Here is a 22,700-nt window from a genome sequence, read left to right on the forward strand (position 1 = left end):
ACAAAATACATATTTATTCATGCGTGCTTACTTAATCAAAAGTCGATAGCAAGTCGATAAAAAGTCATTGAAAACAAAAATTTCTTGAGGCTGAACTTAGGGATTGGGAAGGTTTGATAGAGTTTAGGGACTTTCTAACTGTTAGAAAATTTCATTGACAACGCAATCGATTATTGATTAAGGCAAGACAACCATGACCAAACGCTATGAGTATAAAGTTGGTGGCAGCCTCCCCGTAGATGCACCAAGCTATGTGATGCGACAAGCCGATACAGATTTCTACGAAGGATTGAAGGTGGGTGAATTTTGCTACGTCTTCAATTCGCGGCAAATGGGTAAAACCAGTTTGCTTGTTCGTACAATGGAACGACTTAAGGAACAGGGAATTGCTTGTACTACAATCGACTTACAGGGGCGTGGGGGTTCGCAACTTCAGATGGAACAGTGGTACAACGGGATTGCCTACACCTTGGTCAAAGATTTTCGCCTTGGCGATCCCCTTACTTTCCTACAATCTTGGTGGGCTGATCGAGAAATGCTCACACCTACACAGCGGTTAGCAGAAATGATTGAGACGGTTTTGCTGCCCTCGGTTCCTGAAAAGATTGTGATTTTTATTGACGAAATTGATAGGATTCTCAGCCTGAATTTACTCACCAGTGATTTCTTTGCCTTCATCCGAAGTTGCTACGAAAAACGTAAAATTAATTCAGTTTATAATCGCCTTACCTTTGCTTTAATTGGTGTTGCTACTCCTGATGAACTGATACCCGATAAACATCGAACACCTTTCAACATTGGTCGTGCCATTCAATTAACGGGATTTGAACTGGATAAAGTTTCACCTCTAGCAAAGGGATTAGAAGACAAAGGCGATGATTCCCATACCGTGTTGCGGGAAGTACTGTCTTGGACGGGTGGACAACCGTTTCTGACTCAAAAGCTGTGCAGTTTACTAGCAAAATCGGAATCAAAAATTCGACTGGGAGATGAAGCGAAGCAGGTTGAGTACTTTGTTAGATCGCATTTTCTAACTAATCCTGAATCAGATTTATCAGTGCATTTGAAGTACATTCGCGATCGCATTTTGCTGCGGGAACAAACTGTGATTCGAGTACTAGAACTCTATCAACAAATTTTGCAGCAAGGTGCGATCGTTGCAGATAACAGTTTCGAGCAAATGGCGCTACGTCTAACGGGACTTGTTGTCGAGCAGCATAGGCAGTTGCAGGTTTACAACCGCATCTATGCCATAGTGTTTGATCGAGACTGGGTAAATGAATCGCTCACAAATCTCCGTCCCTATGTCGAACAGATGAATGCCTGGTTAGAGTCAAGTAGAAACGATGAATCTTGGTTATTGCGAGATGAGGCACTGATAAAGGCTCAGAATTGGGCAGTGGGAAAACGATTAGGCGATCAAGATTATGAATTTCTCCGGGCAAGCGAAGATTTACAACGTCGAGAAGTTGAGCAGAAGTTGGCAACCCAGATACAAGCAAATGAAATTCTGGCAGCAGCAGGCCGACAGGCAGAGCTTAAGTTGCAAGAGACAAACCAAAATTTGCAACAGGTTCAACAACAAACCAATCGAGTCATTCGTCGTGGTGCGATTGTAGCAGGTGCGATCGCTATGGCGGTATTTGGCGTTTCTTCGTTAGCTGTGTTGAATGCAAGAAGCGAACAACAGCAGGCAGCAGATGAAGCTAAACAGGCAAAAAAAAGAGCAGACAGCGCTACGCAAGAAGTTAAGACTCAAACACAACTAGCCCAACGCAAGGCAGAAGACATTCTAAAATTAGATCGAAAAGCTCGTCGAGCAGAAGACCAACTAAAAAAAGCTAATGGTGACAAGCAAGCGAGCTTTGCAAAAATGCGAGAGTTTCAGGCACAAAAAAACTTTGCAGAGCAGGAAGTTAAGCGAGGTAATAAGGAATTAACAGAGCAGAAGAATCAATTACAAAGTACACAAGCTAGTTTGATAAATGCACAATCAAATGTTATAAAGGCAAACCAGAAAGAAAAAGAAAATAATAAAAAAGCAAAGCTAGAAATAAATAGTATTACAGCTTTAGATACCTTTAATAAAGGTCAACAAGTGCAGGCTTTGCTGGACGCAATGGAAGTCAATCAAGACTTACATTTTAAAGTTCATAATGATAAAGCCATCGACAATAATTCAGTGAATAATCCAGTCAAAATTCTACAGTACATTCTCAACAATATCCGACAGCAAAATGAATTTAATTTTCAAGGAAGTCTAATGAAAAGTTGGAGCCTCAGTCCTGACTTTAAACGAATCATCATCGTTGGTGACTCCGACAAAATTCAAATTTGGGACAGCCAAGGAAGTCAGTTATCTGAAATTGATGTTCCAACTATTTACAAAGCTATTCTTAGTCCAGATGGGCGATATATTGCTACGGTTGTGAACGGAACAGTCTGGCTCCGAGATGAAACCGGAAAGAGAAAAATCGTTGAACTTAAAGGACATAAGAAAAATGTTAGTGATATCAGCTTCAGCCTTGATGGACAAACAATTGCTACTGGTGGAGAAGAAGGTATTGTCCGGCTCTACTCTATATCAGGTAAACTTATAAAGGAATTTGCAGCTGAGCCAAATCGGCGAATTGCAACTGTAAGTTTTAGTCCAGATGGTACGCAGCTTGTGACGCTTGGGTTTGATCGAGGCAACAATAGAAACAGCGCGATCAAAATTTGGAGTCTTTCTGGAGAAGCAATTGGACTATTAAATAAAAGGAATCAATTTGAATTTAATACGTTTGCATTTGCATTTATTTCTAATGAAGAAAAATACAAAATTGTGACAGGTGATGATAAAGGTTACGTTCGATCCTGGGACTTTTCTGGACAACTCTTGAATGAATTTAAAGCGGCTCAGGGATCGGTTAATGAATTGACAATTAGTGCCAATGGTAAATTATTTGCAACAATTGGTGATGTAAATCCGGTCGCAAAAGTGTGGGATTCACAGGGCAAACAAATACTCGAACTCAAAGGGCATCAAGGTGAGGTTAGCAAGGTTAAATTTGATGCGGATGGTAAGCGATTGGCGATGGCAGACGGTGTTAACACTATCCAATTCTGGGATGTCTCTAAAGAATTAGAGATCGCTTCCTCCAAACATCAGGATGGAGTTGCGGCTCAATTTAGTCCTAATGGTCAATTGATTCTCACCGCCGGAAATGAAGGCAATTTGATTGTTAAGGATCGAGCGGGTAAAGTCGTCTATGAATATCTAGGCAATCGTGGCGATGTAAACAATGCTAGCTTTAGCCCAGATGGCAAGTGGATTGTCCAAATCAGTAGCGATGGTAAAATTAAACTTCATAACCTTGTCACCCGTAAGCCTCCTCAAGAATGGATAGGACACTCAAATGCTGCTCTCCTTGGTGTTGCTTTTACTCCTAATGGGCGATACTTTGCTACAAGTGGAGCGGATAACAGTGTACAACTTTGGGATCTCTCTGCCAATTTGATTGCTAAATTTGAGCATGGCCCGATTGTTAATGATATCAGTTTTAGTGCTGATGGACGCACCCTTGCAACTGCCGGAACAGATGGTCACGTCAAACTTTGGGATTTCGATCCAGAAGTGTCAGTTAACAAATTACCAGTAAGGGATATCGAAGTTTCTAAGAAACCTCTGATGACCGTCAGTTTTAATCCTGTAGATGAGCAGTTTGCAACCGCAGGATACGACGGAACTGTTAGAGTGTGGAATCGTTCAGGAAAGAAACTATCAGAATTGCAACCTCAATCTGATCTTATCTTCCGCTTAAGCTTTAGTCCAGATGGAAAACACATAGCAACGGCAGGATTTGACGGCACTGCTCAAGTTTGGGATTGGAGATCCCAAAAGCAGTTTGCTCGATTGTATATGGGGCAAACCCATGTCTTTACCGTAAGTTTTGCTCCTGATGGAGAACTTGTTGTGGGAGCAGGTGATGGAAGTGTACGACTGTGGAAACCCCAAGAACTAAAATTGAGTACGCTTCTCAATCAGGGTTGTGCTTCGCTTACTAATTACTTCATTGCACAGCCTCAAGCATTATTATATCTGAGAGTTTGCCAGAAGAATCTTATTCTTCAACAGACCGCACCAGCCCTTGTTGTCAAAGGTCAAGCTGAAGCGAAAAAAGGCGACGTTGAAAACGCAATTAAACTTTTTAAACTTGCTCAACAAGGCAATCCTCAATTACTACTAAATGCTGAATCTGAGGCGCAAAAATATAACACACTTGGGGAGGCTGAGGATCTGTACAATGAAGGTGAGCGTCTGGCTGGTAAGGCTAAACTTTTACGCAATGAGGGTAACCGTCTGGCTTCTGATGAACGGTATAAAGAAGCTATCTCAAAATACAATCGCTCACTGAAACTCAATCCCAATAATGCTGAAGCGCTCACTTTACGAGCATTTGCTTTTTGGAATTTAGATCGTGAGAACCACAAACGAGAAATTCTGGCAGATTTGAAGCAGGCAATTGAGCTAGATCCTAAGATAGCACGAGCATGGGTTAAACTGGGTTCCTACTATGGAATGGAATATCAATTTACAAATGCACTGCCAGTCCTAAATCAAGCCGTAAAACTAGATATTGGTAATGACGATGGAGCAATCTACACACGAAGTTATCTTTATTACTTAGCAGCGAGAAATGATGAAAAATTAGGAGAATTTAGTAAAAAGGAACTTTATGAAAAAGCGCTGGAAGATTTAAATCGAGCGATTGAACTAAATTCAGCCGATTGGGAGGCATTTTCTGGACTTGGAGAAGTCTACGAAGATCAAGGTGACGATGATCAAGCTCTATTAAACTACGATCGCGCGATGCAACTAAACCCATATGACGAAAGGACGCGGATATTACAGAAGAAATTAAGCGATGATCTCCTGCAACGGAAAAAGCAATCACAACAGCAATAAAAAACTCATTAAATAATAATAACTCATATCAAAAATTAATCATTGCGCGAAGAAGTTTGAGTTTAACAGCGAATATGTCACGAGAGGATGGGAGCATCCAATTCAGGAGAAACTTCCATGTTGAATAAAACCTTCAGATCCTTTTCATTTAGTCTCGTGGTTCCCGTTGTCGCATCAACTCTTTTACTCTCAAGCTTGCCGAGTTTTGCATTTGGATTGAGCAATAATTCAATGCGATCGCAACAACTAATAACTCAGGTTATCGAAAATAAAGCTTACACCAGAGAGCATTTTTCAATTCAGATGCCGGGTAAAATCGTTGAAGATAGACCTGAAATGTTAGTGTCTTACAATGAAACAATAGAAACTGCTTACGTAATTCTAGAAATACCTGCACCATCAGAAATTGAACCTATGACTGAGCAGGAACTTCAGGACAACATGATGGCGGTTTTTCAATCAGCTTTCAGTAGTGAGGGTGAAGCAGAAGGTAAAATTACTCAAAGCAAAGCCCTTAAGTTTGATAATTACGATGCTCTTGAGGTGATGGTTGAACATAAAGATGGCACTACAGGCAACTATCGGATGACGCTTGTGGGCGATCGCATTTTTATCTTGGGAGCAAGAACACCAAAGCAACTGACACTAGAGAGCCAAGAATTTTTCAACTCCTTCTTGCTTAATTCCAACTAGCTTTGTTTTTATAAAATGAAGCGGCATTGCTGATTAATAGTATGAAAATTTCAAGCACCGGTGCATAGACACAAAAATAAAGACTGAGCTTTCATTCTTTTTTGTAAGAGTTTGGAAGCATTCATACTCAAATTCAGCAATGCCAAAAATTAGGATTATCAGCAAGAGCGAGCGATCGCATTCTCAAAGTAGCACGGACTATTGCAGATTTAGCAGGAGAAGATGAGCTAAAAACCAATCATGTAGCGGAAGCAATTCAATATCGCACGATAGATAGAATGCAATGAAAGGTCGATTATGAAACTGCATCGACACAAACAAAACCCACCTTTCCTTGTGGAACGCTACGCGAACGTGGGTTAAAAACTCTTAATTTTTATTAGTCCACGGAGGTGGACTTCGTTTGTGTAGCCGCGACTTCTAGTCGCCAGGGCTTTTCAAACAATCTCTAAAATGCAGGAGAAATTAACTGACCAATACGCTTGAGAATTTGCAAAACTGCGTACAGTTCTCTCGCGGATGCAAACGGAGCAAAAACTCTTGACAAATCGTACTGTGGTGTATTTGTTTGCGTCACTTTGACAAATAAAATATCGTCTCCATTCGTCACCATTCCAAACACAGGTTTACTGGGATTGGGGTTAGCCATCATATAAGCTAGAGCTTGTGGTACAGCCGACCAAACTGAGAGTGTGGTTTTTTTCGACTCCAACACCATCACCCACAACCGATCTTGTAACACTAAAACATCAATCCGTCCGCGCAGTATCTCCTCGCCATCATTCAGTATGAGTTCCACGGATGATTCAGCCTTAATTCTGAAAGGAGGATCGTAAAATCCAGAGAGTGCAAGTATTGGTGACACCAACAACAATATGACTGTCCCTTCTAGTAAATCACCTCCGGTACGGTGATAAAGATACCTGCGCCGCACGACATCCACAGAGGCTTTTTCCGCTTCTGTAATATCAGACAATCCCTCATACCACTCTTGGAAAAATTGCTCGTTTTCAACACGGACAAAACCGAATCGATTTTCTGCATCCTGAAGAGTGGTAATTGCTTCTGTAATTGCTGCCGTCTGTGTCATTGCTTTTAGGTAACAGTTGCTTTGTTATATTATCAACATCAGCGCATCTTTATTATCGCCAATTGGCGCGTAGGCGTAGCCCGTCGAAGACATCGCATTCTCAAAGTAGCACGGACTATTGCAGATTTAGCAGCAGAAGATCAGCTAAAAACCAATCATGTAGCGGAAGCAATCCAGTATCGTACGATAGATAGGATGCAGTAAAAATTTTCGGCGTTGCTGAATGAGAGTATGAACTAGCCTCACGCTTCAGACGCAGCGAAAAGTCAAAAGCTCAGAGCTGATTCGTAAAGAAAATCTTAAGGATACTCAACTCATTATTAGGTCTGAGTTTCAGCGAATAACTGCTTTTTTGACCGAAATTCCTGAAACGCTTACTTGATTAAGTACTTTACTTGAGTTTACAAATTAGCTCTCAGGCTTCCTTATATGAAATCGAATTTTTCAAGACAGAGGCATAGAGAATAAGAGTTTAAAATGTGGAATTTTTAAATTTCATACCTAAATTCAGCAATGCCAAATTTTGAGTTCATATTCTATATGAGTTCTTATCCTAAAGAGAAGGGTTTAGAGAAGACTGCTTGTGCTGTACTAAAATGCAAGTTACTAAAGTCTAATTTTTAATTAGATTTAAATTAGACTTTAGGAAATGTTTGATTAAGCCAAAATCTCCATTAAGATATATTGTTTTAATTATTTATATTAGTATAATAATAAAAATTACTAATATATTTTATGCGCGCAAAAATAAGTAATTTGAAATAGTGAAAGTTCTAATTAGCCATTTTTAATTAATAGTTACCCAAAAGCTGGAAAATATTTATGGTTCAAATTTGGCTGTGGATTGGTGTCATCAGTATGGCAGTGGGTTGTGCTTTTTTCGGAGTAGGCGCACACAATGGTAAAAATGAACGTTGGAAAATACTGTATACACTTAATTTTTTCATCTGCTTGATTGCTAGTGGGCTGTACTTAGCAATGGCACTCGGTCAAGGAGTTAACATCATCAACGATCGTCCAACTTACTGGGTACGATTTGTTACTTGGTTTTGCTCAACGCCGCTGTTGTTGTTGGATCTGACTTTCTTGGGAAGAACGAGCTTACTGATTACAGGTAGCTTGTTAGGAGCAAACGCCTATATGCTTGCCACTGGCTTCCTAGCCACAGTTACACCTAAGCCGATCAGCTACATCTGGTATATTGTAAGTTGTGGTGCTTACCTGGCGGTTTTCTACTTATTAGTGAAGCCCTACCGGATCGAGGCAGAACGCAAACATCCCAGATCCAAGCAAGCATTCCGCAAGCTGGTAACTGTGCATCTGGTGCTGTGGACACTCTATCCAATTGTCTGGATTCTTAGTCCAGAATGGTTTAACGTTTTTGGTCAAGTTGGGGAAACAATGGGTTATACGCTACTAGATATTGCCTCTAAAGTCGGGTTTGGTTTTCTATCGTTAAACACCTTACGTAATTTAGAACAGGCAGGAGAATTGGTTACTGAATCAGAACCGTTATATCAGTAAGTAGAAATTTTCAGTCCGATGCTTTAGATAGCTAACCGATGAAGAAACCCCGAATTTTAGCGAAACGATATTAGGAGAATCAATCAAGGTATTATGCGATCGCTGCCACTGCATTTTATATGCTAAAGCGATCGCGCTACCTATTGTCTACCAAAAAGCAAATTATTTATAGATATTCCCGTCAAGGAAATTATCGACTCTGCTAAATTCCTCCCCAAGGACGCTTCACAAACACCCTTGGGAGGATGTCACAACTCAGTAAATCAGTATCCAATATATCAGGGACTAAGCAACATCCCCTACAAGGAGACTGATTGGATGAATTTGCAAGAAATTTGGAAGTTATTACAAGAGACGTTCAAAGAATGGAGTGACGATAAAGCCTCACGGTTAGCGGCGGCCTTAGCTTATTACACCATTTTTTCCATTGCACCATTGCTAATTATTGTAATTGCGATCGCAGGTGCAGTATTTGGAGAGGAAGCGGCAAGAGGTCAAATTGTCGGACAAATTCAAGGTTTAGTCGGGGTAGATGGCGCAAAGTTTCTCGAAACAGCCATCAAAAATGCTAACCAACCAAAGACAGGAGCGATCGCTTCCATCATTAGTGTTGTAGTTCTCTTATTAGGTGCTACAGGCTTATTTACTGAGTTGCAAGATGCCATGAACACGATTTGGGAAGTGAAACCCAAACCTGGACGTGGCATAAATAATATGATTCGCCTACGCGTCTTGTCTTTTGCAATGGTGATCGGAATTGGCTTTTTACTTTTAGTTTCTCTAGTAATTAGTACGATATTAGCAACATTAGTAACGTACTTTAGTAACTTGTTGCCAGGTTTTGATTTCATCTGGCAGATTGTCAATTTCATCCTCTCTTTTGCGATCACAACAGTGCTGTTCGGACTAATTTTTAAAGTTCTACCAGATGTCAAAATTGCATGGAGTGATGTTTTAGTTGGAGCTGCTCTCACCTCAGTTTTGTTCTCTATTGGGAGATTTTTATTAGGACAATATTTAGGTAATGGCAGTTTTGGATCAACATACGGTGCTGCTGGTTCTCTGGTGGTAATTTTAGCTTGGGTTAACTATGCCGCACAGATTCTTTTCTTCGGTGCAGAATTTACTCAAGTTTATTCCCGAAGGCATGGAAGCGGCATAGTTCCAACTAAAAATGCTGTACATATATCTGATAACACAAACTATAATGGCAAGGCTCCAAGAGAACAAGCATCGACTAATAAAAAGCCATCTTCTCGCTTTATTAATCGCTTTTTTCAGTATTTTAGGAAGCCCAAACGCTTAAAACAGAGAAGAAAAAATCAGCGATTTTAATTCTTGATTGCTGGAGATTTATATTTGTAAATCTGATAGATATTGAAGTATCTAATATCCAGTCCAGTGAATTATTTCTGATTGCCACAGTTGATGAGTAAAGTATTCAGCAATTCTGAATTCTGAATTATGACTCCTTTTTATACTGGATTTTTTCCAGAAGTCTATTGAACAAGGAAGAAAATCAGTGCTAATGGAAAAATGGTTTTTTATCAATTGGCAAGCAATTTTTATTCCTAGCATCAGCATCTTTGAGTTGATTATCCGCGGATCGCTAGTCTACTTAGCGCTGTTCTCAGTGCTAAGACTACTTCCTAGCCGACAATTAGGAACACTAGGAATTACTGATTTACTCGTAGTTGTGCTATTTGCGGAAGCTGCTCAAAATGCTATGGCAAGTAATTACACATCAATTACTGAAGGCGGTATCCTGGTAGGAACAGTGATTTTTTGGAGTTACTTGCTGAACTGGTTGGGTTACAAACTTCCCCAGTTCCAACGTTTCCTGAATCCGCCACCGTTGCTACTGGTAAAAAATGGTCGGATGATTGAGCGCCATCTGCAACGAGAGTTAATTACAGATGATGAGTTGATGAGCAAGTTACGTCAGCAAGGTGTAGAATTTTTAGCTGATGTGAAGTTCGCCTATATAGAGGCTGACGGCAGGATTAGTATTATCACGTCGGATTCAAAAACTGCTTCCGTCCCGGAGCAAAAAGTAACGTTAAAAAGCGATCTACATTAATTAGACTGTAAAATATGACGGTTGTATTCTGTGCCGAACTGTGATTGAGCGTTATACTTTGCCCGAAATGGCTAATCTGTGGAGTGAAGCCTATAAATTAAAAACCTGGCTGCAAGTCGAGATTGCTGTTTGTGAGGCTCAAGCTGAACTTGGTTACATTCCATCTGAAGCGGTTGAGGAAATTAAGGCCAAGGCAGATTTTGATCCAAAGCGGGTGCTGGAAATTGAGGCTGTAGTCCGCCACGATGTCATTGCTTTCTTGACAAATGTCAATGAATATGTTGGTGATGCCGGACGCTATATTCACCTGGGTTTAACTAGTTCGGATGTTTTGGATACGGCTTTAGCACTGCAATTAGTTGCCAGCCTGGATATATTATTGCAACGTCTAGAAGATTTAATTCAGGTAATTCGCCAAAAGGCACGGGAACATCGTCATACAGTGATGGCTGGCCGATCGCACGGTATTCACGCTGAACCGATTACTTTTGGTTTTAAGCTAGCTGGTTGGTTAGCAGAAGTGTTGCGACACCAAGAACGTTTGATAATACTCCGTCAAACGATCGCTGTGGGTAAGATTTCTGGTGCGGTAGGAACTTATGCCAATATTGAACCGCGTGTAGAAGCGATCGCTTGTCAAAAACTCGGACTCAAACCCGATACGGCCTCAACCCAAGTTATTTCCCGCGATCGCCACGCCGACTACGTGCAACAATTAGCTTTGGTAGCAGCAACTATTGAGCGCTTTGCTGTAGAAATTCGCAATCTCCAAAAAACAGACGTTTTAGAAGTTGAAGAATTCTTCGCCAAAGGTCAAAAAGGCTCCTCAGCAATGCCACACAAGCGCAACCCCATCCGTTCAGAACGACTGACGGGAATGGCACGACTCGTCAGAAGTCATGCCGGTGCAGCTTTAGAAAACGTTGCTTTATGGCATGAGCGAGACATTTCTCACAGTTCTGTAGAACGGGTAATTTTGCCAGATACTTGCACTTTGACCCACTTTATGTTGTCAGAAATAACCGACTTAGTGAAAAACCTGTTGGTCTATCCTGAAAACATGAAACGGAATCTCAACTGTTACGGCGGCGTTGTGTTCAGCCAAAAAGTGTTACTGGCTTTAATAGACAAGGGAAGCAGCCGAGAAGAGGCTTATGCGATCGTTCAAGAAAGCGCTCACACCGCTTGGAATCAGCCAGAAGGAAACTTCCAAGAGTTGATTAGCAAAGACCCGCGTGTTACCCAAAAATTGTCTCCAGCAGAACTAGAGGTTTGTTTCGACCCCCAGCAACATCTGCGGCATTTAGAAGAAGTTTACCAACGATTAGGTATTTAGGATTAATTTGCTTGTAGTAAGCGTTTAAGCGCTTACTACAAACCTGTTACCCCAAAAATACGCAGATATCATCAAAAAAGATATACAGCGAATTTCAAGTTAGTGAGGTACGCAGGCTAAGTCTTAAAGCCAGATATAAAGCCTGTTTTACTTCTGTTAGTGCAGCGGGGCGTAGCCCATTCTGACTACTGAATTCTGCTGTATAAAGATACCAACAACATTTAATATTGCAATCTGTTTGATGCTCGAATTATTGCCAGCACTGGGTAGTATACATAACAAATACTTGCTTCTTTATTAATATTACGAGTGCTTTGATGATTGAAATCCTAGCCACACTTTCTGCATCTGCGGCAGCAGGAATGAGAATAGGCATACCTTTGCTAATTATTGGATTATTGCAGGGTAGCAACTTGTGGTCACAAGTTCCAATTTTATCTCACATTTCTCCACCAATATTATTATGTTGCCTTACCAGTTGGTCATTAATTGAATTATTAGCCTCAAAAAAGCTCTGGGGGCAAAGATTGCTCCAAGTGGTTCAGTTATTCATGTCTCCCCTTGTAGGCGCAATTATGGGGTTAGGAGTAGCTACAGCAACAGCAACCCCAAACTGGCTGATTGCCATAATTGGAGGTTTATTAGCTTTGGTACTCCAGCTCGTCCAAATTGGTTGGTTCTATCGGTTACGTGGCTTACCGTTGTGGGCAGTCTTCCTTCAAGATACCTTGTGCATTGCTCTAGTACTATTTGCCTTTGATGCTCCTTGGCAAGGAGGATTAATTGCTTTAATACTGCTCTGGTTTGCAGTTCGTAGTGCGAAGCAGTGGTATGACTGGTATCAGAAAGAGAGAAGGTATGGGGCATAGGGCATGGGGCATGGGGCATGGGATATTAGGGACAAGGAAAGAGTTTAAAGACCAGGTTTCCTTAGATGGCTACCTCATCCTCAACGGGTATAGAACTTCTCCCAACAGAGACGCTACGCGAATGTGGGACAAAGGAAGAATTTTCCAATGCCCAATGCCCAATCCCCTATGCCCAATCCCCAATCCTCAATCCCCTTTACTGCAAAAGCCCAATCATGTGCAAGAAGCCGTGACCGGTAATCAGCTCTACGATTAAGGCAATAAAACCCAGCATCGCAATCCGACCATTCCATACTTCAGCACTAGTTGTCAAACCCCACTCCCAACGCTCTTGAGGGTACATCTTGACCATTTTTTTCATTTGGGCAGCTTGCGAAAGCTTGAAACTGGGGTTTCTCAGCGCATCAATCACTAATTCAGCTAGTGCATTAATAAATACTGGATGGGTATTGGGAGCAGGTACACGGCGGAAGTTGTGAATTCCTGATTCTTCGGCTACTTCCCGATACTCAATATCAATTTCTTGTAGTGTCTCGATATGCTCTGAGACAAAACTAATTGGCACGACAACCAAATCTTTAACACCTTGTGCGCCTAGTTCTTTGAGGGCATCTTCAGTATAGGGTTGGAGCCATTCTACTGGGCCGACACGACTTTGGTAAGCTAAGGTGTGGGCATTGGGTCGATTGAGAGTCTGCATAATCAACGCAGTACATTCTTCAATTTCCAGCTGGTAAGGGTCGCCTGCTTCTTCAACATAGCTTTTCGGAACGCCATGAGCGCTGAAGAATATATGAACCTCATCGGGGTTGGGGAATTGCTCAAGTTCCTGGGCTATGAGTTGCGTCATTGCTTGAAGATAGCCTGGTTGTTTATACCAAGAAGGAATGACGGTGTAATCAATAGGTTGAAGTTTTGGATCTTCTTGCCAAAGCTTGTCTAAAAGCCGGAAGCTGGAACCACTGGTGCTGATAGAAAACTGGGGATATAGTGGTAATATTACCAGGTGTTCTACCTTATCTTGGGTAATTTGTGCGATCGCCTCTTCTGTATAGGGATGCCAATAACGCATTCCCACGTAAATATTAACTTCTTGCCCCAAAAAACCTAACTGTTCTTTTAAAGCTTCCCCTTGGGCTTCTGTGATCCGCCGCAATGGTGAACCACCACCGATTTGCTTATAATTTTCTTGAGATGTTCTGGTTCGCCGCGTGGCAATAAACCAGGCTAGGGGCTTTTGCAACCAGCGAAATGGTAGGCGAATAATTTCCGGATCGGAAAATAGATTGTACAAAAACGGCCCAACATCTTCTAGCTTATCAGGGCCACCGAGATTGAGTAATAAGACGCCTACACGACCCATAGCAGTTACTTTCCCCCAATCTTTTCAGGTTTTTTACTAATGTTAACAATATATCTTTATTAAATATAAAGCTTAATAGCAAGGAAATATGCAATGGCAACAATTTTAAGAGATTGGAGTTACCGCTATCAGTGGTTATATGATGGTATCTCTCGTTTAGCAGCCTTAAGTGTAGGTGGTGAAGCCCGTTTTCGGCAACTTGCTTTGCAAGGCTTAACAATTCACTCAGATTCTCAGGTTTTAGATTTATGTTGTGGTAGTGGCCAAACGACAGAGTTTTTAGCAAAAACTTCACAAAACGTAACAGGTTTGGATGCTTCACCCAAGTCTTTGCAACGGGCGCGGCTAAATGTACCAGAAGCTTCATACATAGAAGCTTTTGCTGAGGAGATGCCATTTGCAGATAATTTGTTTGATGTGGTGCATACCAGCGTTGCATTACACGAGATGCAGCCTCAGCAATTACGAAAAATTATTAATGAAGTTTATCGGGTACTAAAGCCGGGAGGGGTGTTTACGCTGGTGGATTTTCACGCTCCGACAAATCCGATATTTTGGCCTGGGGTATCACTGTTTTTGTTGTTGTTTGAGACGGAAACAGCTTGGGAATTGTTGAAAACTGATTTGCCTAGATTGTTAACTGAGGCTGGGTTTGATGTGGGTGAGCCAACTTTATATGCAGGTGGTAGTTTGCAAGTGATACAGGCGAAGAAGTGAACAATACTGCTTTATTAATGGCAGGTAAGATACTCTGCTATTAATAAAGTATGGGTAATTGTTATATTGAAATTAGCATGATGAAATTTTGAGGTTAATAACAAATGACACAGGAATTAATAGACCTCAGAACTTGCATCCAGGAAGGACGTTACGCAGATGCCTTGGTAATTGTTGATGAATTAGAGGGCATGAGTAAACAAGCTATTCTGCGGAATATTCAAGCTTATTTAAGGATTCTGCTGATTCATTTGATTAAAAACCAACTGGAGCAGCGATTAACTGGTTCATGGGCAGCTTCTATTCGTAACTCACTTATAGAAATTAAAAAACTTAATCTCAAAGACAATAAAAAATCCTCTTATATCAATTTCAACGAATGGGATACTTATATTGAAGATGAAATAGAAGTAGCAGTGCGTGATGCCAGTGTGGAAGTTTTGAATGGAATGTACAATGAATTCCAACTTACTGAAATCGTAGATAGAAACCAGATTATTCATACTGCTTTAAAGTTTTTGGCGCTAACTTATTCTTATTCAGCTAAGGAGTTACCCGCAACTGTGGCTGAAAATTTAACTCAGCTACCCGGTGGAGAAGATTGGAAAGCAGGTAGGCGATAAAAAATGACCCAGGAACTTATAGACCTCAAAAAGAGTATTTTGGAAGGACGTTATGCAGATGCCTTAGCAATTGTAGATGAATTAGAAGGCATGAGCAAACAAGCTATTATGCGGAATATCCAAGCTTATTTAAACGTTCTGTTGATTCATTTAATTAAAAACCAAGTAGAACAACGTTTAACTGGTTCCTGGGCAAATTCTATTCGTAATTCAATCCGAGAAATTAAAAAGCTAAATATCAAAGATAATAAAAAATCTTACTATATTAATTTAGATGACTGGGATAAATTGATAGAAGAGGAAGTTATTGAAGATGCGATCGCTGATGCGAGTGAGGAAGTGATAAATGGTAAATTTACTCGCTCTCAGTTGTCAGCGATGTTAGATAAAAACCAGATTATAACTACAGCTACTAGTTTCCTGGCTTTAACATATACTTATTCACCAAAGGAATTACCAGCGATTATGGATGATTACCTTAGTCAGTTAGCTGGTGGAGAAGATTGGATAAATCGGGAAAAATAAAGCGATCGCTATTTGTTTGGCAAATCGCTTTGAGTAGGTCGTCGATGATAGCATAGATCGCAATTGTTTCATTTAACATATGCCCCTCCGAATTTTCTAACTGGAGGGGATTTTATTGCTTAAGTGGTCGCGTGCGTTAGCGGAGCTTACCGTAGGGGGAGCACTCCTCCATAACTAGCAACGTTTCAATCCCTAATAGAGATTTTGATGAATTGCAATTGCGGGAACCTGAAAGGCAAGCTATATTTAGTTTTCAAGGTGCGGTTGCGCAATTCTAGCATTAGAGAATTTCTTTGGGAAGAGTGTTGGGAAAGGTTGAAGGCTGAAACTCAATTATTGTAAGCATTTGAGAGATTGCGCGGATGAATTTGGACAATTAGTGGGGTGAAACGCTTGCTGGTGTTGAGATAGAAGCACTTTTTTTAGGTTGTGAAATTTGTACACCTACCCCTCCGCGCTATTTGACTATACAGTAACCTAAATATAAGGGAACTTAGTAATTCAACGTAGAGATGATGAAAGAAATAACGCGCCGCAAATTTATTGCAACAGCTACAGTGGCGACAGGTTTTGCCCTCGCAGTACAACCCATTTCTGCCGGAGTCATCACTACTGATGCCAAGGGGTTGGTAGCTGGTGCGGTGAAAATTCCCGTCAAAGATGGCGAAATTCCTGCCTATAGAGCAGCACCAGCTACTGGTGATAATTTCCCAATTGTTCTGGTAATCCAGGAAATTTTTGGTGTACACGAGCATATCCAGGATATCACTCGTCGCTTTGCTCGGTTGGGATATTTAGCGATCGCACCCGAACTATTCGTGCGTCAAGGCGATGTCTCGAAGTTAAGCAACATAGACGAAATTCGTCCAATTGTCGCCAAAGTGCCAGATACCCAGGTATTATCTGATCTTGATGCTACAGTAGACTGGGCAAAGAAGTCAGCTAAGGGTAATGGCGAGAAGTTGGGAATTACAGGCTTCTGTTGGGGCGGTCGTATTATTTGGTTATATGCAGCACATAATCCCCAAGTGAAGGCTGGTGTAGCTTGGTATGGGCGACTCGTGGGCGATGCTACCGAACTTCAGCCCAAGTATCCCGTCGATGTTGCATCAAAACTGACAGTCCCCATTCTCGGACTCTATGGTGGAAAGGATACAGGTATTTCTCTTGATACAGTAGAGCAGATGCGCGATCGCTTAAAGTCCAGCAGTAGCAAATCTGAAATTATCGTCTATCCCAATGCACCCCACGCATTTTTTGCCGATTATCGCCCCTCCTACCGTGATAAAGAAGCTCAGGATGGTTGGAAACGCCTCTTGGCATGGTTTAAGCAAAATGGTGTTTAAAAAATTAGGTAGTCATGAACTGTGACGCTGAAAAAAGTTCCAAATTGTTTCACTGGCGTTCAGCCCCAGCTTGGCATTAAATTTGTTTAGGCTCTCGTCAGTTGAAGAACCACCAGGCCAGAAATGTCCACCGTTTACTACCGCTAGCTGCCAGACTTCGGAGTTGCCACTACAACCTGTGTAGATAGCGGTTTTCACTTTATCTTCAGAAAAATTTGGAGATTGATTTGATAAGGTACATTGATCGTGCGATCGCCAAAACTCTACCATGTCTGAGATCGAAACCAGCGCTCCTCGTTGAGTGTGGTCATCACCTTCATAAAGTACGTCGCGATCGTTTGTACCGTTGATCGTTAACATCGAGATGGAAGTTTGAGGCTGGCAATTAGGTTTTAGTCTAGCTGGGAGCGAACCAGCTACTGATGCAAAACCAGCAATTTTATCAGGTAACTTACAAGCCAGTGCTTGGGTAAGTATGCCACCTCTAGAAAAACCAGTAGCATAAACTTTATGACTATCAATATTAAGTTGCTGCTGAAGATGATTAATCAAAGCACTAACAAATAAAACGTCATCTATCTTTCCTTGAGTGTTACCTCTAAGGCTCCATTTTTGGTCAATTCCATCTGGATAAACAACAATAAATCCTTTTTGATCTGCTAATTCATTGAAGCGAGTCACATTACTGATAGACCGACCATTACCATCATCTCCATGAAACACTAAAACTAACGGCATCGGGCGGTCTAAATTATAAGATTTTGGAGTGTAAAAATAGTAAGTACGTAACTTTCCTTGATCGTATAGTTCTCCATAATTATCACCAATCAGGATTTTTTCTTTAGTTATACTTTTTTCATCAGCCTGAATGGAATCACAGGCTGTTACTAAAGTAATTCCTAGTATAAATATCAAAAGTTTTTTAAAAACCTGAGAATTTTGATATATATTCATGTTGATTCAATTGACTTATGTCAGCTACTTATATTTACTTTTAACTCTTATTCAGCAACAAAATTTTAACTAATAGAGGCTAACAACTTTAGTTGTTAGCCTCTATTTAGATATTAAACTCTGACATTTACATAACGAGCAGGAACTCTAACTTTAACCCACCTGTTACCACGTCGTACTGTTTCCCAATGTGCAGGAATTAACTTTCGTTGAAATCGGGCAACAACAGGTTTATGCACAATAGCAGTTCTATGAACATTGGGTCTGACAATAATTTCTGCTGCTGATGCTTGTGACGGCAAGGAGGAAATTGCAAATGGAAGAGCAAGTAATGTACCTAATAGAATACGTTTCATATTCAAATCTCCATCAATTTATTTTCTTGAGTTTTATACAGCATTTATCAATAATTTGTGAACAGATATTCTTACCCATTAACTTTACAGTAAGTTTTGTTTGTTACACGACTTAATTGATTTGCTGTATTGCTCTCAGTTTAAATTGCTGAATAATAAAACACAGTGTAATAAAGTCATAATTTCAGTATGACTTTATTCACATTTTGAACTTTGGACAAAAAAGGAAGTTTAGAAACTTCCTTCTTTACAGTATTATTTGTTACTTAACTACTTATAATTACTGAAGTTGGTATGCAATAAGACCAATCAATACAGCAAGACCTAGCGCTCTGCGAAAATAATTAACGCCTTGAAATAGTTCCAGCCAAGCCCAAGTAAACAAGGCGCCATTTGCCAGAATGTCTAATAATGTATTGATTTTACCAGTTGTAAAAATTAGAGTTAGTAAACTAGCAACTATCCAAAGAATAAGTGGTGGGTTTGGCATTTCGCCCAGAACAATTTTGCCATTGCTGTCACGGAAGGTTTTATCAATTAATGTATTTTCCATTGTTTGAAATTGCTACTTAGGTAAGAATTACTAACTTGCAAAAATTACAGGGTTATTTATTGATAACAGGCTGAAATTTGATTGCAAGATATTTATTAACATTAAAACATTAAAGCCAATCTATTTTCAACTATCTAATTGCTGAGATGAGAGTGGTAAATGATATTCATATATGACTATATTGAAAGGCACATTTACATGAAATCCGCTAAATATGACGTGTAGGCGTAACCAGGCGTAGGCATAGTTAGCTTTAAAAATTGTGTTTGCAGCCTTGATGTTAAAGAGTTTTTAAGCACTATTACTTATTAACAAATAGTTGATGACCTTAACCTGTCAAAGATGTTCTACTCCCTAATTGTAAGTCTACAAAACATAGAAAAGCCCCCCATACCGGGAGGCTGAAAAGTTAGCGGAGACAACTTGTTAAACGACAGCGAACGCTCCTCCTAATGCAGAGAAAATGGCGGAGACGAATGCTGTGGCAAACAGCCACCACGCTGCTGTAGCTGCGGCTTTGCGGGTTTCTTCTGCTTGCCGCTGTGCTTGATGCTTTACCTGTTCTAGACGACGTTGGGCTTCATGCTGTATGCGTTCTGCACGTTGCAATACTGTGTTGCGTGCCCGTTCAATTTGGTCTACGATCCGGTTGGCATCTTCTTCGGAAATGTCCTCACGAGAACTCATAATTGCCACTAGGGTATCACGGTCAAAGGAGGACAGGCGATCGCGCAGGGCATCGAAACCCGCCTGGGGATCGTCAAAAACTGTGCGAATATCGCGCTTAATACTATCATAGTTAAGTTCCGGGCGATCCAGGGAGTTGAGATAATTCCGAATGCGGGCAAAAACCCCATCAATTGCATCTTGAATGCCCCGTTGAATGCTCCGCACTTGTTCGACAAATTGATCCCTTACCGACACCATATTATCGGCAATCTGTGCTGCTTCTTGATCAGAAATATCTTCCCGAATTTTCAGCAGGGCGATGATCGTAGAACGGTCAAACTGGGAAAGGCGATCACCAAAACTTTCTACCCCGACTCGCGGATCGTGCAACAATAATTGCAAGTCGCGTTTGATACCTTCTGGGTTGAGTTCTTCTTTGCCAGTTTGGCGCAGATACTCTTCTAAATAACCTTTGAATGATTCTACTCTTTGCTGTGTGCGGCTAGCTAGGCGACGAGGCGCACGTACAAAGTTACGAATCGAATTTTGGGTAGAATCAATGATTTCATTGACTTGTTCTTCACTTAAGTCTTGGCGTTGACTGAGCAATTTCACCAGTGTATCCCGGTCTACCTGCGACAAGCGACGGCGCAGTGCGACGCCTCCCTCTTTGGGGTTTTCAAACAATCTGGTCAAATCTCGCCCAATTCCTTCTGGATTCAGTTCTTGTTTCCCAGTATTCCGGAGATAATCTGCGATCGTCGTCGTCACAGAGTCGTATTGCTCTTTAGCTTTATCGACTACAGCTTGGGGTGTGTGGCGAATACTGTACCATGACTCTTCAGTAGTATTGATGATTTGATTAACTTGATCTTCACTCAAATCTTCCCGCTGACTCAACAATTGCACTAAGGTATCGCGGTCAAAGCGAGACAAGCGTGCCCGAATTGAGCTAATTCCAGCTTCAGGATCTTCTAGTAGCTTTTTGAAGTCGGCGCGGATACCATCAGGATTCAGTTCTGATTTTCCTGTATTACGCAGATATGATTCTACATTCAGCCACAGGGTTTCAGCTTGATATTGTGCCTGTTCTGCCAGTCCTTTGGATTCTACCAAGACGCGATCGCGTTGTTTTTCCAACTCGTCGAGAATGCTATCTACTTCATATAACTGGACATCATTACGTTGTAGCAATATCTGCCGAATTTCTTGGCGGTCAAGGTGCGCTAGTCGTAATGTCAGGGTTTCATAATCTGCCTCTGAGTCTTCCAACAGTGGTTTAAAATTCTGCTCAATGCCTTCAGGTGTCAAATCTGCCTTCGGAGTAATGAGCAGATAACTTTCTACTGCGCGTTGCAAGTCTTGGACGATATCTCTTTCTTCAACAGCTCTCACTGTTATTAGCACTTCTTGGCGGACAGTTTCTAGCTGATTTGCAATGCGCTGAATTTGACCTTGGGTAAGTAATCCCCGTTGTTGCAAAATTTTGGCGAAATCATTACGGGATAATCGTTCTAGTTCCCTGCGGACGATTCCAGGGTCAGCTGCTGGGTCGTAGATAACATCATGAAATTCCTGGGCAATTCTTTCTGAACTCAGTTGCCAAGCATAAGTATTGTACAGGTAGTTTTCAACATCAGCCCGAATTGGACTATAGGGTTGTGATGGTGTTGGCAAGCCTAACTTATCTGCTTGTTCGGTGACTTTATCTTTAGCGCTAGTGAGACTACCTAAGATTTTTTCCACATCCAAATCAGACAAATCTGTGCGTCCCATAACAATGCCGGTTAAGGCAGATAGTCCTTGCTGGAGTGTACTTTGAATTGGCCCGGTAGCTGCCTTTTGGTCAGATTCTTTAGAACCACGCTTTTCTGCTAATAACCGATCTAGCTTGGCATTGAGTTCGTCTGTTTTGCTTTGTCCTGGTGGAAGTGATTTCAGATAATCCATCAACTCACCCAAACGGTCTTCGGTAGGTGGTTGCTGACTTACCACTTGCTGCCAAACTTTATACAAGGTATCAGCAATGCGGCTAACGTCTTTTTTAGAAAGATCGGTGCGGCTGCTGACTAACTCGATAAACTTTTGGCGGTCGATGTTGCGGATATCTGGAGTCCCAGCGATCGCTTTTAATTGCGGATCATTGAGTAAATTTTCAAAATCACTCCGAATCTTTGACACATCGAGTTCTGGAGGACGGATCTTTTCTAAGTAATCTTCAATGTTTTCCCGGATACTCACGGGGTCGATCGCGCTTCCTAGTTCTCGACGGACAGCGGCGGCGGCGGCTTCAGCTGTGGCTACCACTTGGCTATTCACAGCTTTAGCGCCTAGTGCGGCGGTAGCAGTCCCCATAATCGCCTGAAACCCAGATGTTGCCGTATTAACAACTGAGCCAATTAAGGAGCCTACGGTGGTGGAACTTACCCAAACTAGGAGCAAAAAGTAAGCACCCCAGATCACTAAGCCGAGAATCGCTCCCAATCCTCGGTCTGAGATCACAAGGCTCAATTTTACTGCTAGATAAGAAGCGATTAATAAGGCGACCGTCACAGTGACTAATGTCCAAATCCCCACTGCTGTGCCGATTTTGCGAATGCTGCCACCCAAACTTCCAACTTCCCCATTATCTGAATCCGAATCAGATGAGTGCCCCAGGTAGGAAATACCGGCTGCAAGGGAGAGATTAGTTAGAACTAATTGGAAAGCAAAGGCAAGAATCACGCCGGAGATTAAAGCCACAAAAAAGCGCGGCCCGGAAATGAGAACTGATGCTTGTTCTGGCGTGACGTTTGAGGGTTCTCCTGGAACCTGTGCTAACCATAATAGTGGTTTATAGAGTCCCACCATGATTTCCGTACTTTGGAACATTGGATTTCCTTCTACTAAGTTTAAGTTTGGGGGAATTAAGATTTTCTTGAGAAGTAACTCTTAGTATTTATTATGTGTGTACCTATGGCAATACCTAACTCTTTAGTTCAGAATCGTAGAATTTAGCTGTTTAAAGCATCTCTCCAAAGGCTGAAACCTGTATCCAGCGTAAGATATAAATTT

At 41.3% G+C, this 22,700-nt stretch carries 19 protein-coding genes; 13 read left to right on the top strand and 6 right to left on the bottom strand.

Features of this window, described 5'->3' with window-relative positions:
- The first annotated feature begins 193 nt into the window (after nt 1-193).
- The 3 genes from HWQ40_RS13425 to HWQ40_RS13435 all read left to right on the top strand — a co-directional run bounded on the left by HWQ40_RS13425 (nt 194) and on the right by HWQ40_RS13435 (nt 5,928).
- The gene (locus HWQ40_RS13425) at nt 194-4,948 is read left to right on the top strand and encodes an AAA-like domain-containing protein (protein WP_292778464.1); all 4,755 of its coding nucleotides are present in this window, start codon (nt 194-196) and stop codon (nt 4,946-4,948) included.
- 117 nt (nt 4,949-5,065) lie between these two features.
- Nucleotides 5,066-5,641, top strand: coding sequence for a hypothetical protein (locus tag HWQ40_RS13430; RefSeq protein WP_292778466.1), 576 nt, complete (start codon nt 5,066-5,068; stop codon nt 5,639-5,641).
- Between the two features lie 179 nt (nt 5,642-5,820).
- Nucleotides 5,821-5,928, top strand: coding sequence for a hypothetical protein (locus HWQ40_RS13435; protein WP_292778656.1), 108 nt, complete (start codon nt 5,821-5,823; stop codon nt 5,926-5,928).
- 161 nt (nt 5,929-6,089) lie between these two features.
- Here HWQ40_RS13435 and HWQ40_RS13440 read toward each other — a convergent pair whose 3' ends face one another.
- A complete protein-coding gene (locus tag HWQ40_RS13440; protein WP_292778468.1) occupies nt 6,090-6,731 on the bottom strand; it encodes a type I restriction endonuclease in 642 nt (213 codons plus the stop codon).
- Nucleotides 6,732-6,752: 21 nt separating this feature from the next.
- Between HWQ40_RS13440 and HWQ40_RS13445 the strand changes: the two genes are divergently transcribed.
- From HWQ40_RS13445 to HWQ40_RS13470, 6 genes are all read left to right on the top strand, one after another.
- Nucleotides 6,753-6,935: a hypothetical protein gene (locus HWQ40_RS13445; protein WP_292778470.1), complete on the top strand. Its 183-nt coding sequence runs from the start codon at nt 6,753-6,755 to the stop codon at nt 6,933-6,935.
- A gap of 618 nt (nt 6,936-7,553) precedes the next feature.
- On the top strand, nt 7,554-8,255 hold the full coding sequence (locus HWQ40_RS13450; RefSeq protein ID WP_292778471.1) for a microbial rhodopsin family protein: 702 nt from the start codon (nt 7,554-7,556) through the stop codon (nt 8,253-8,255).
- Between the two features lie 318 nt (nt 8,256-8,573).
- A complete protein-coding gene (locus HWQ40_RS13455; RefSeq protein ID WP_292778473.1) occupies nt 8,574-9,590 on the top strand; it encodes a YihY/virulence factor BrkB family protein in 1,017 nt (338 codons plus the stop codon).
- Nucleotides 9,591-9,783: 193 nt separating this feature from the next.
- Nucleotides 9,784-10,335: a DUF421 domain-containing protein gene (locus HWQ40_RS13460; protein WP_292778476.1), complete on the top strand. Its 552-nt coding sequence runs from the start codon at nt 9,784-9,786 to the stop codon at nt 10,333-10,335.
- A 40-nt stretch (nt 10,336-10,375) separates the two neighbouring features.
- Nucleotides 10,376-11,671: an adenylosuccinate lyase gene (gene purB / locus HWQ40_RS13465; RefSeq protein WP_292778477.1), complete on the top strand. Its 1,296-nt coding sequence runs from the start codon at nt 10,376-10,378 to the stop codon at nt 11,669-11,671.
- A gap of 317 nt (nt 11,672-11,988) precedes the next feature.
- Nucleotides 11,989-12,540, top strand: coding sequence for a DUF4126 domain-containing protein (locus tag HWQ40_RS13470; RefSeq protein ID WP_292778479.1), 552 nt, complete (start codon nt 11,989-11,991; stop codon nt 12,538-12,540).
- A 196-nt stretch (nt 12,541-12,736) separates the two neighbouring features.
- Here the strand turns inward: HWQ40_RS13470 and hemH are convergent, their stop codons facing one another.
- Nucleotides 12,737-13,903: a ferrochelatase gene (gene hemH / locus HWQ40_RS13475; RefSeq protein WP_292778481.1), complete on the bottom strand. Its 1,167-nt coding sequence runs from the start codon at nt 13,901-13,903 to the stop codon at nt 12,737-12,739.
- A 93-nt stretch (nt 13,904-13,996) separates the two neighbouring features.
- Between hemH and HWQ40_RS13480 the strand changes: the two genes are divergently transcribed.
- The 4 genes from HWQ40_RS13480 to HWQ40_RS13495 all read left to right on the top strand — a co-directional run bounded on the left by HWQ40_RS13480 (nt 13,997) and on the right by HWQ40_RS13495 (nt 17,114).
- A complete protein-coding gene (locus HWQ40_RS13480) occupies nt 13,997-14,620 on the top strand; it encodes a methyltransferase domain-containing protein (protein ID WP_292778483.1) in 624 nt (207 codons plus the stop codon).
- 104 nt (nt 14,621-14,724) lie between these two features.
- Nucleotides 14,725-15,243 carry a DUF29 family protein gene (locus HWQ40_RS13485; RefSeq protein ID WP_292778485.1) on the top strand — a complete coding sequence of 173 codons (519 nt, stop codon included), beginning with the start codon at nt 14,725-14,727 and terminating at the stop codon, nt 15,241-15,243.
- A 3-nt stretch (nt 15,244-15,246) separates the two neighbouring features.
- Nucleotides 15,247-15,768: a DUF29 family protein gene (locus HWQ40_RS13490; RefSeq protein ID WP_292778487.1), complete on the top strand. Its 522-nt coding sequence runs from the start codon at nt 15,247-15,249 to the stop codon at nt 15,766-15,768.
- A 515-nt stretch (nt 15,769-16,283) separates the two neighbouring features.
- Nucleotides 16,284-17,114 (top strand): dienelactone hydrolase family protein, encoded by an 831-nt coding sequence (locus tag HWQ40_RS13495; protein WP_292778658.1) that lies wholly within the window; start codon nt 16,284-16,286, stop codon nt 17,112-17,114.
- A 12-nt stretch (nt 17,115-17,126) separates the two neighbouring features.
- On the opposite strand, the gene HWQ40_RS13500 is transcribed toward HWQ40_RS13495, so the two are convergent.
- The 4 genes from HWQ40_RS13500 to HWQ40_RS13515 all read right to left on the bottom strand — a co-directional run bounded on the left by HWQ40_RS13500 (nt 17,127) and on the right by HWQ40_RS13515 (nt 22,517).
- Nucleotides 17,127-18,068, bottom strand: coding sequence for a PHB depolymerase family esterase (locus HWQ40_RS13500; protein ID WP_292778489.1), 942 nt, complete (start codon nt 18,066-18,068; stop codon nt 17,127-17,129).
- 113 nt (nt 18,069-18,181) lie between these two features.
- Complete coding sequence (locus HWQ40_RS13505; RefSeq protein ID WP_292778491.1) at nt 18,182-18,424, bottom strand: hypothetical protein; 243 nt, start codon at nt 18,422-18,424, stop codon at nt 18,182-18,184.
- Nucleotides 18,425-18,704: 280 nt separating this feature from the next.
- Nucleotides 18,705-18,977, bottom strand: a complete 273-nt coding sequence (locus HWQ40_RS13510) for a hypothetical protein (RefSeq protein WP_292778493.1) — start codon at nt 18,975-18,977, stop codon at nt 18,705-18,707.
- A gap of 426 nt (nt 18,978-19,403) precedes the next feature.
- On the bottom strand, nt 19,404-22,517 hold the full coding sequence (locus tag HWQ40_RS13515; RefSeq protein ID WP_292778495.1) for an MFS transporter: 3,114 nt from the start codon (nt 22,515-22,517) through the stop codon (nt 19,404-19,406).
- Between the last annotated feature and the right edge of the window lie 183 nt (nt 22,518-22,700).

Origin of the sequence: Nostoc sp. NMS9 (assembly GCF_017114995.1) — a bacterium.
In the GTDB taxonomy this organism is placed as follows: domain Bacteria; phylum Cyanobacteriota; class Cyanobacteriia; order Cyanobacteriales; family Nostocaceae; genus Nostoc.

Bases quoted from the DNA above. Each gene is read 5' to 3' on its own strand.
- HWQ40_RS13470 (WP_292778479.1), top strand. From the start codon at position 11,989: ATGATTGAAATCCTAGCCACACTTTCTGCATCTGCGGCAGCAGGAATG.
- HWQ40_RS13430 (WP_292778466.1), top strand. From the start codon at position 5,066: ATGTTGAATAAAACCTTCAGATCCTTTTCATTTAGTCTCGTGGTTCCC.
- HWQ40_RS13490 (WP_292778487.1), top strand. From the start codon at position 15,247: ATGACCCAGGAACTTATAGACCTCAAAAAGAGTATTTTGGAAGGACGT.
- HWQ40_RS13450 (WP_292778471.1), top strand. From the start codon at position 7,554: ATGGTTCAAATTTGGCTGTGGATTGGTGTCATCAGTATGGCAGTGGGT.
- HWQ40_RS13460 (WP_292778476.1), top strand. From the start codon at position 9,784: ATGGAAAAATGGTTTTTTATCAATTGGCAAGCAATTTTTATTCCTAGC.
- HWQ40_RS13510 (WP_292778493.1), bottom strand. From the start codon at position 18,977: ATGGAAAATACATTAATTGATAAAACCTTCCGTGACAGCAATGGCAAA.
- HWQ40_RS13485 (WP_292778485.1), top strand. From the start codon at position 14,725: ATGACACAGGAATTAATAGACCTCAGAACTTGCATCCAGGAAGGACGT.
- HWQ40_RS13425 (WP_292778464.1), top strand. From the start codon at position 194: ATGACCAAACGCTATGAGTATAAAGTTGGTGGCAGCCTCCCCGTAGAT.
- hemH (WP_292778481.1), bottom strand. From the start codon at position 13,903: ATGGGTCGTGTAGGCGTCTTATTACTCAATCTCGGTGGCCCTGATAAG.
- HWQ40_RS13505 (WP_292778491.1), bottom strand. From the start codon at position 18,424: ATGAAACGTATTCTATTAGGTACATTACTTGCTCTTCCATTTGCAATT.
- HWQ40_RS13495 (WP_292778658.1), top strand. From the start codon at position 16,284: ATGAAAGAAATAACGCGCCGCAAATTTATTGCAACAGCTACAGTGGCG.
- HWQ40_RS13515 (WP_292778495.1), bottom strand. From the start codon at position 22,517: ATGTTCCAAAGTACGGAAATCATGGTGGGACTCTATAAACCACTATTA.
- HWQ40_RS13500 (WP_292778489.1), bottom strand. From the start codon at position 18,068: ATGAATATATATCAAAATTCTCAGGTTTTTAAAAAACTTTTGATATTT.
- HWQ40_RS13440 (WP_292778468.1), bottom strand. From the start codon at position 6,731: ATGACACAGACGGCAGCAATTACAGAAGCAATTACCACTCTTCAGGAT.
- HWQ40_RS13455 (WP_292778473.1), top strand. From the start codon at position 8,574: ATGAATTTGCAAGAAATTTGGAAGTTATTACAAGAGACGTTCAAAGAA.
- HWQ40_RS13480 (WP_292778483.1), top strand. From the start codon at position 13,997: ATGGCAACAATTTTAAGAGATTGGAGTTACCGCTATCAGTGGTTATAT.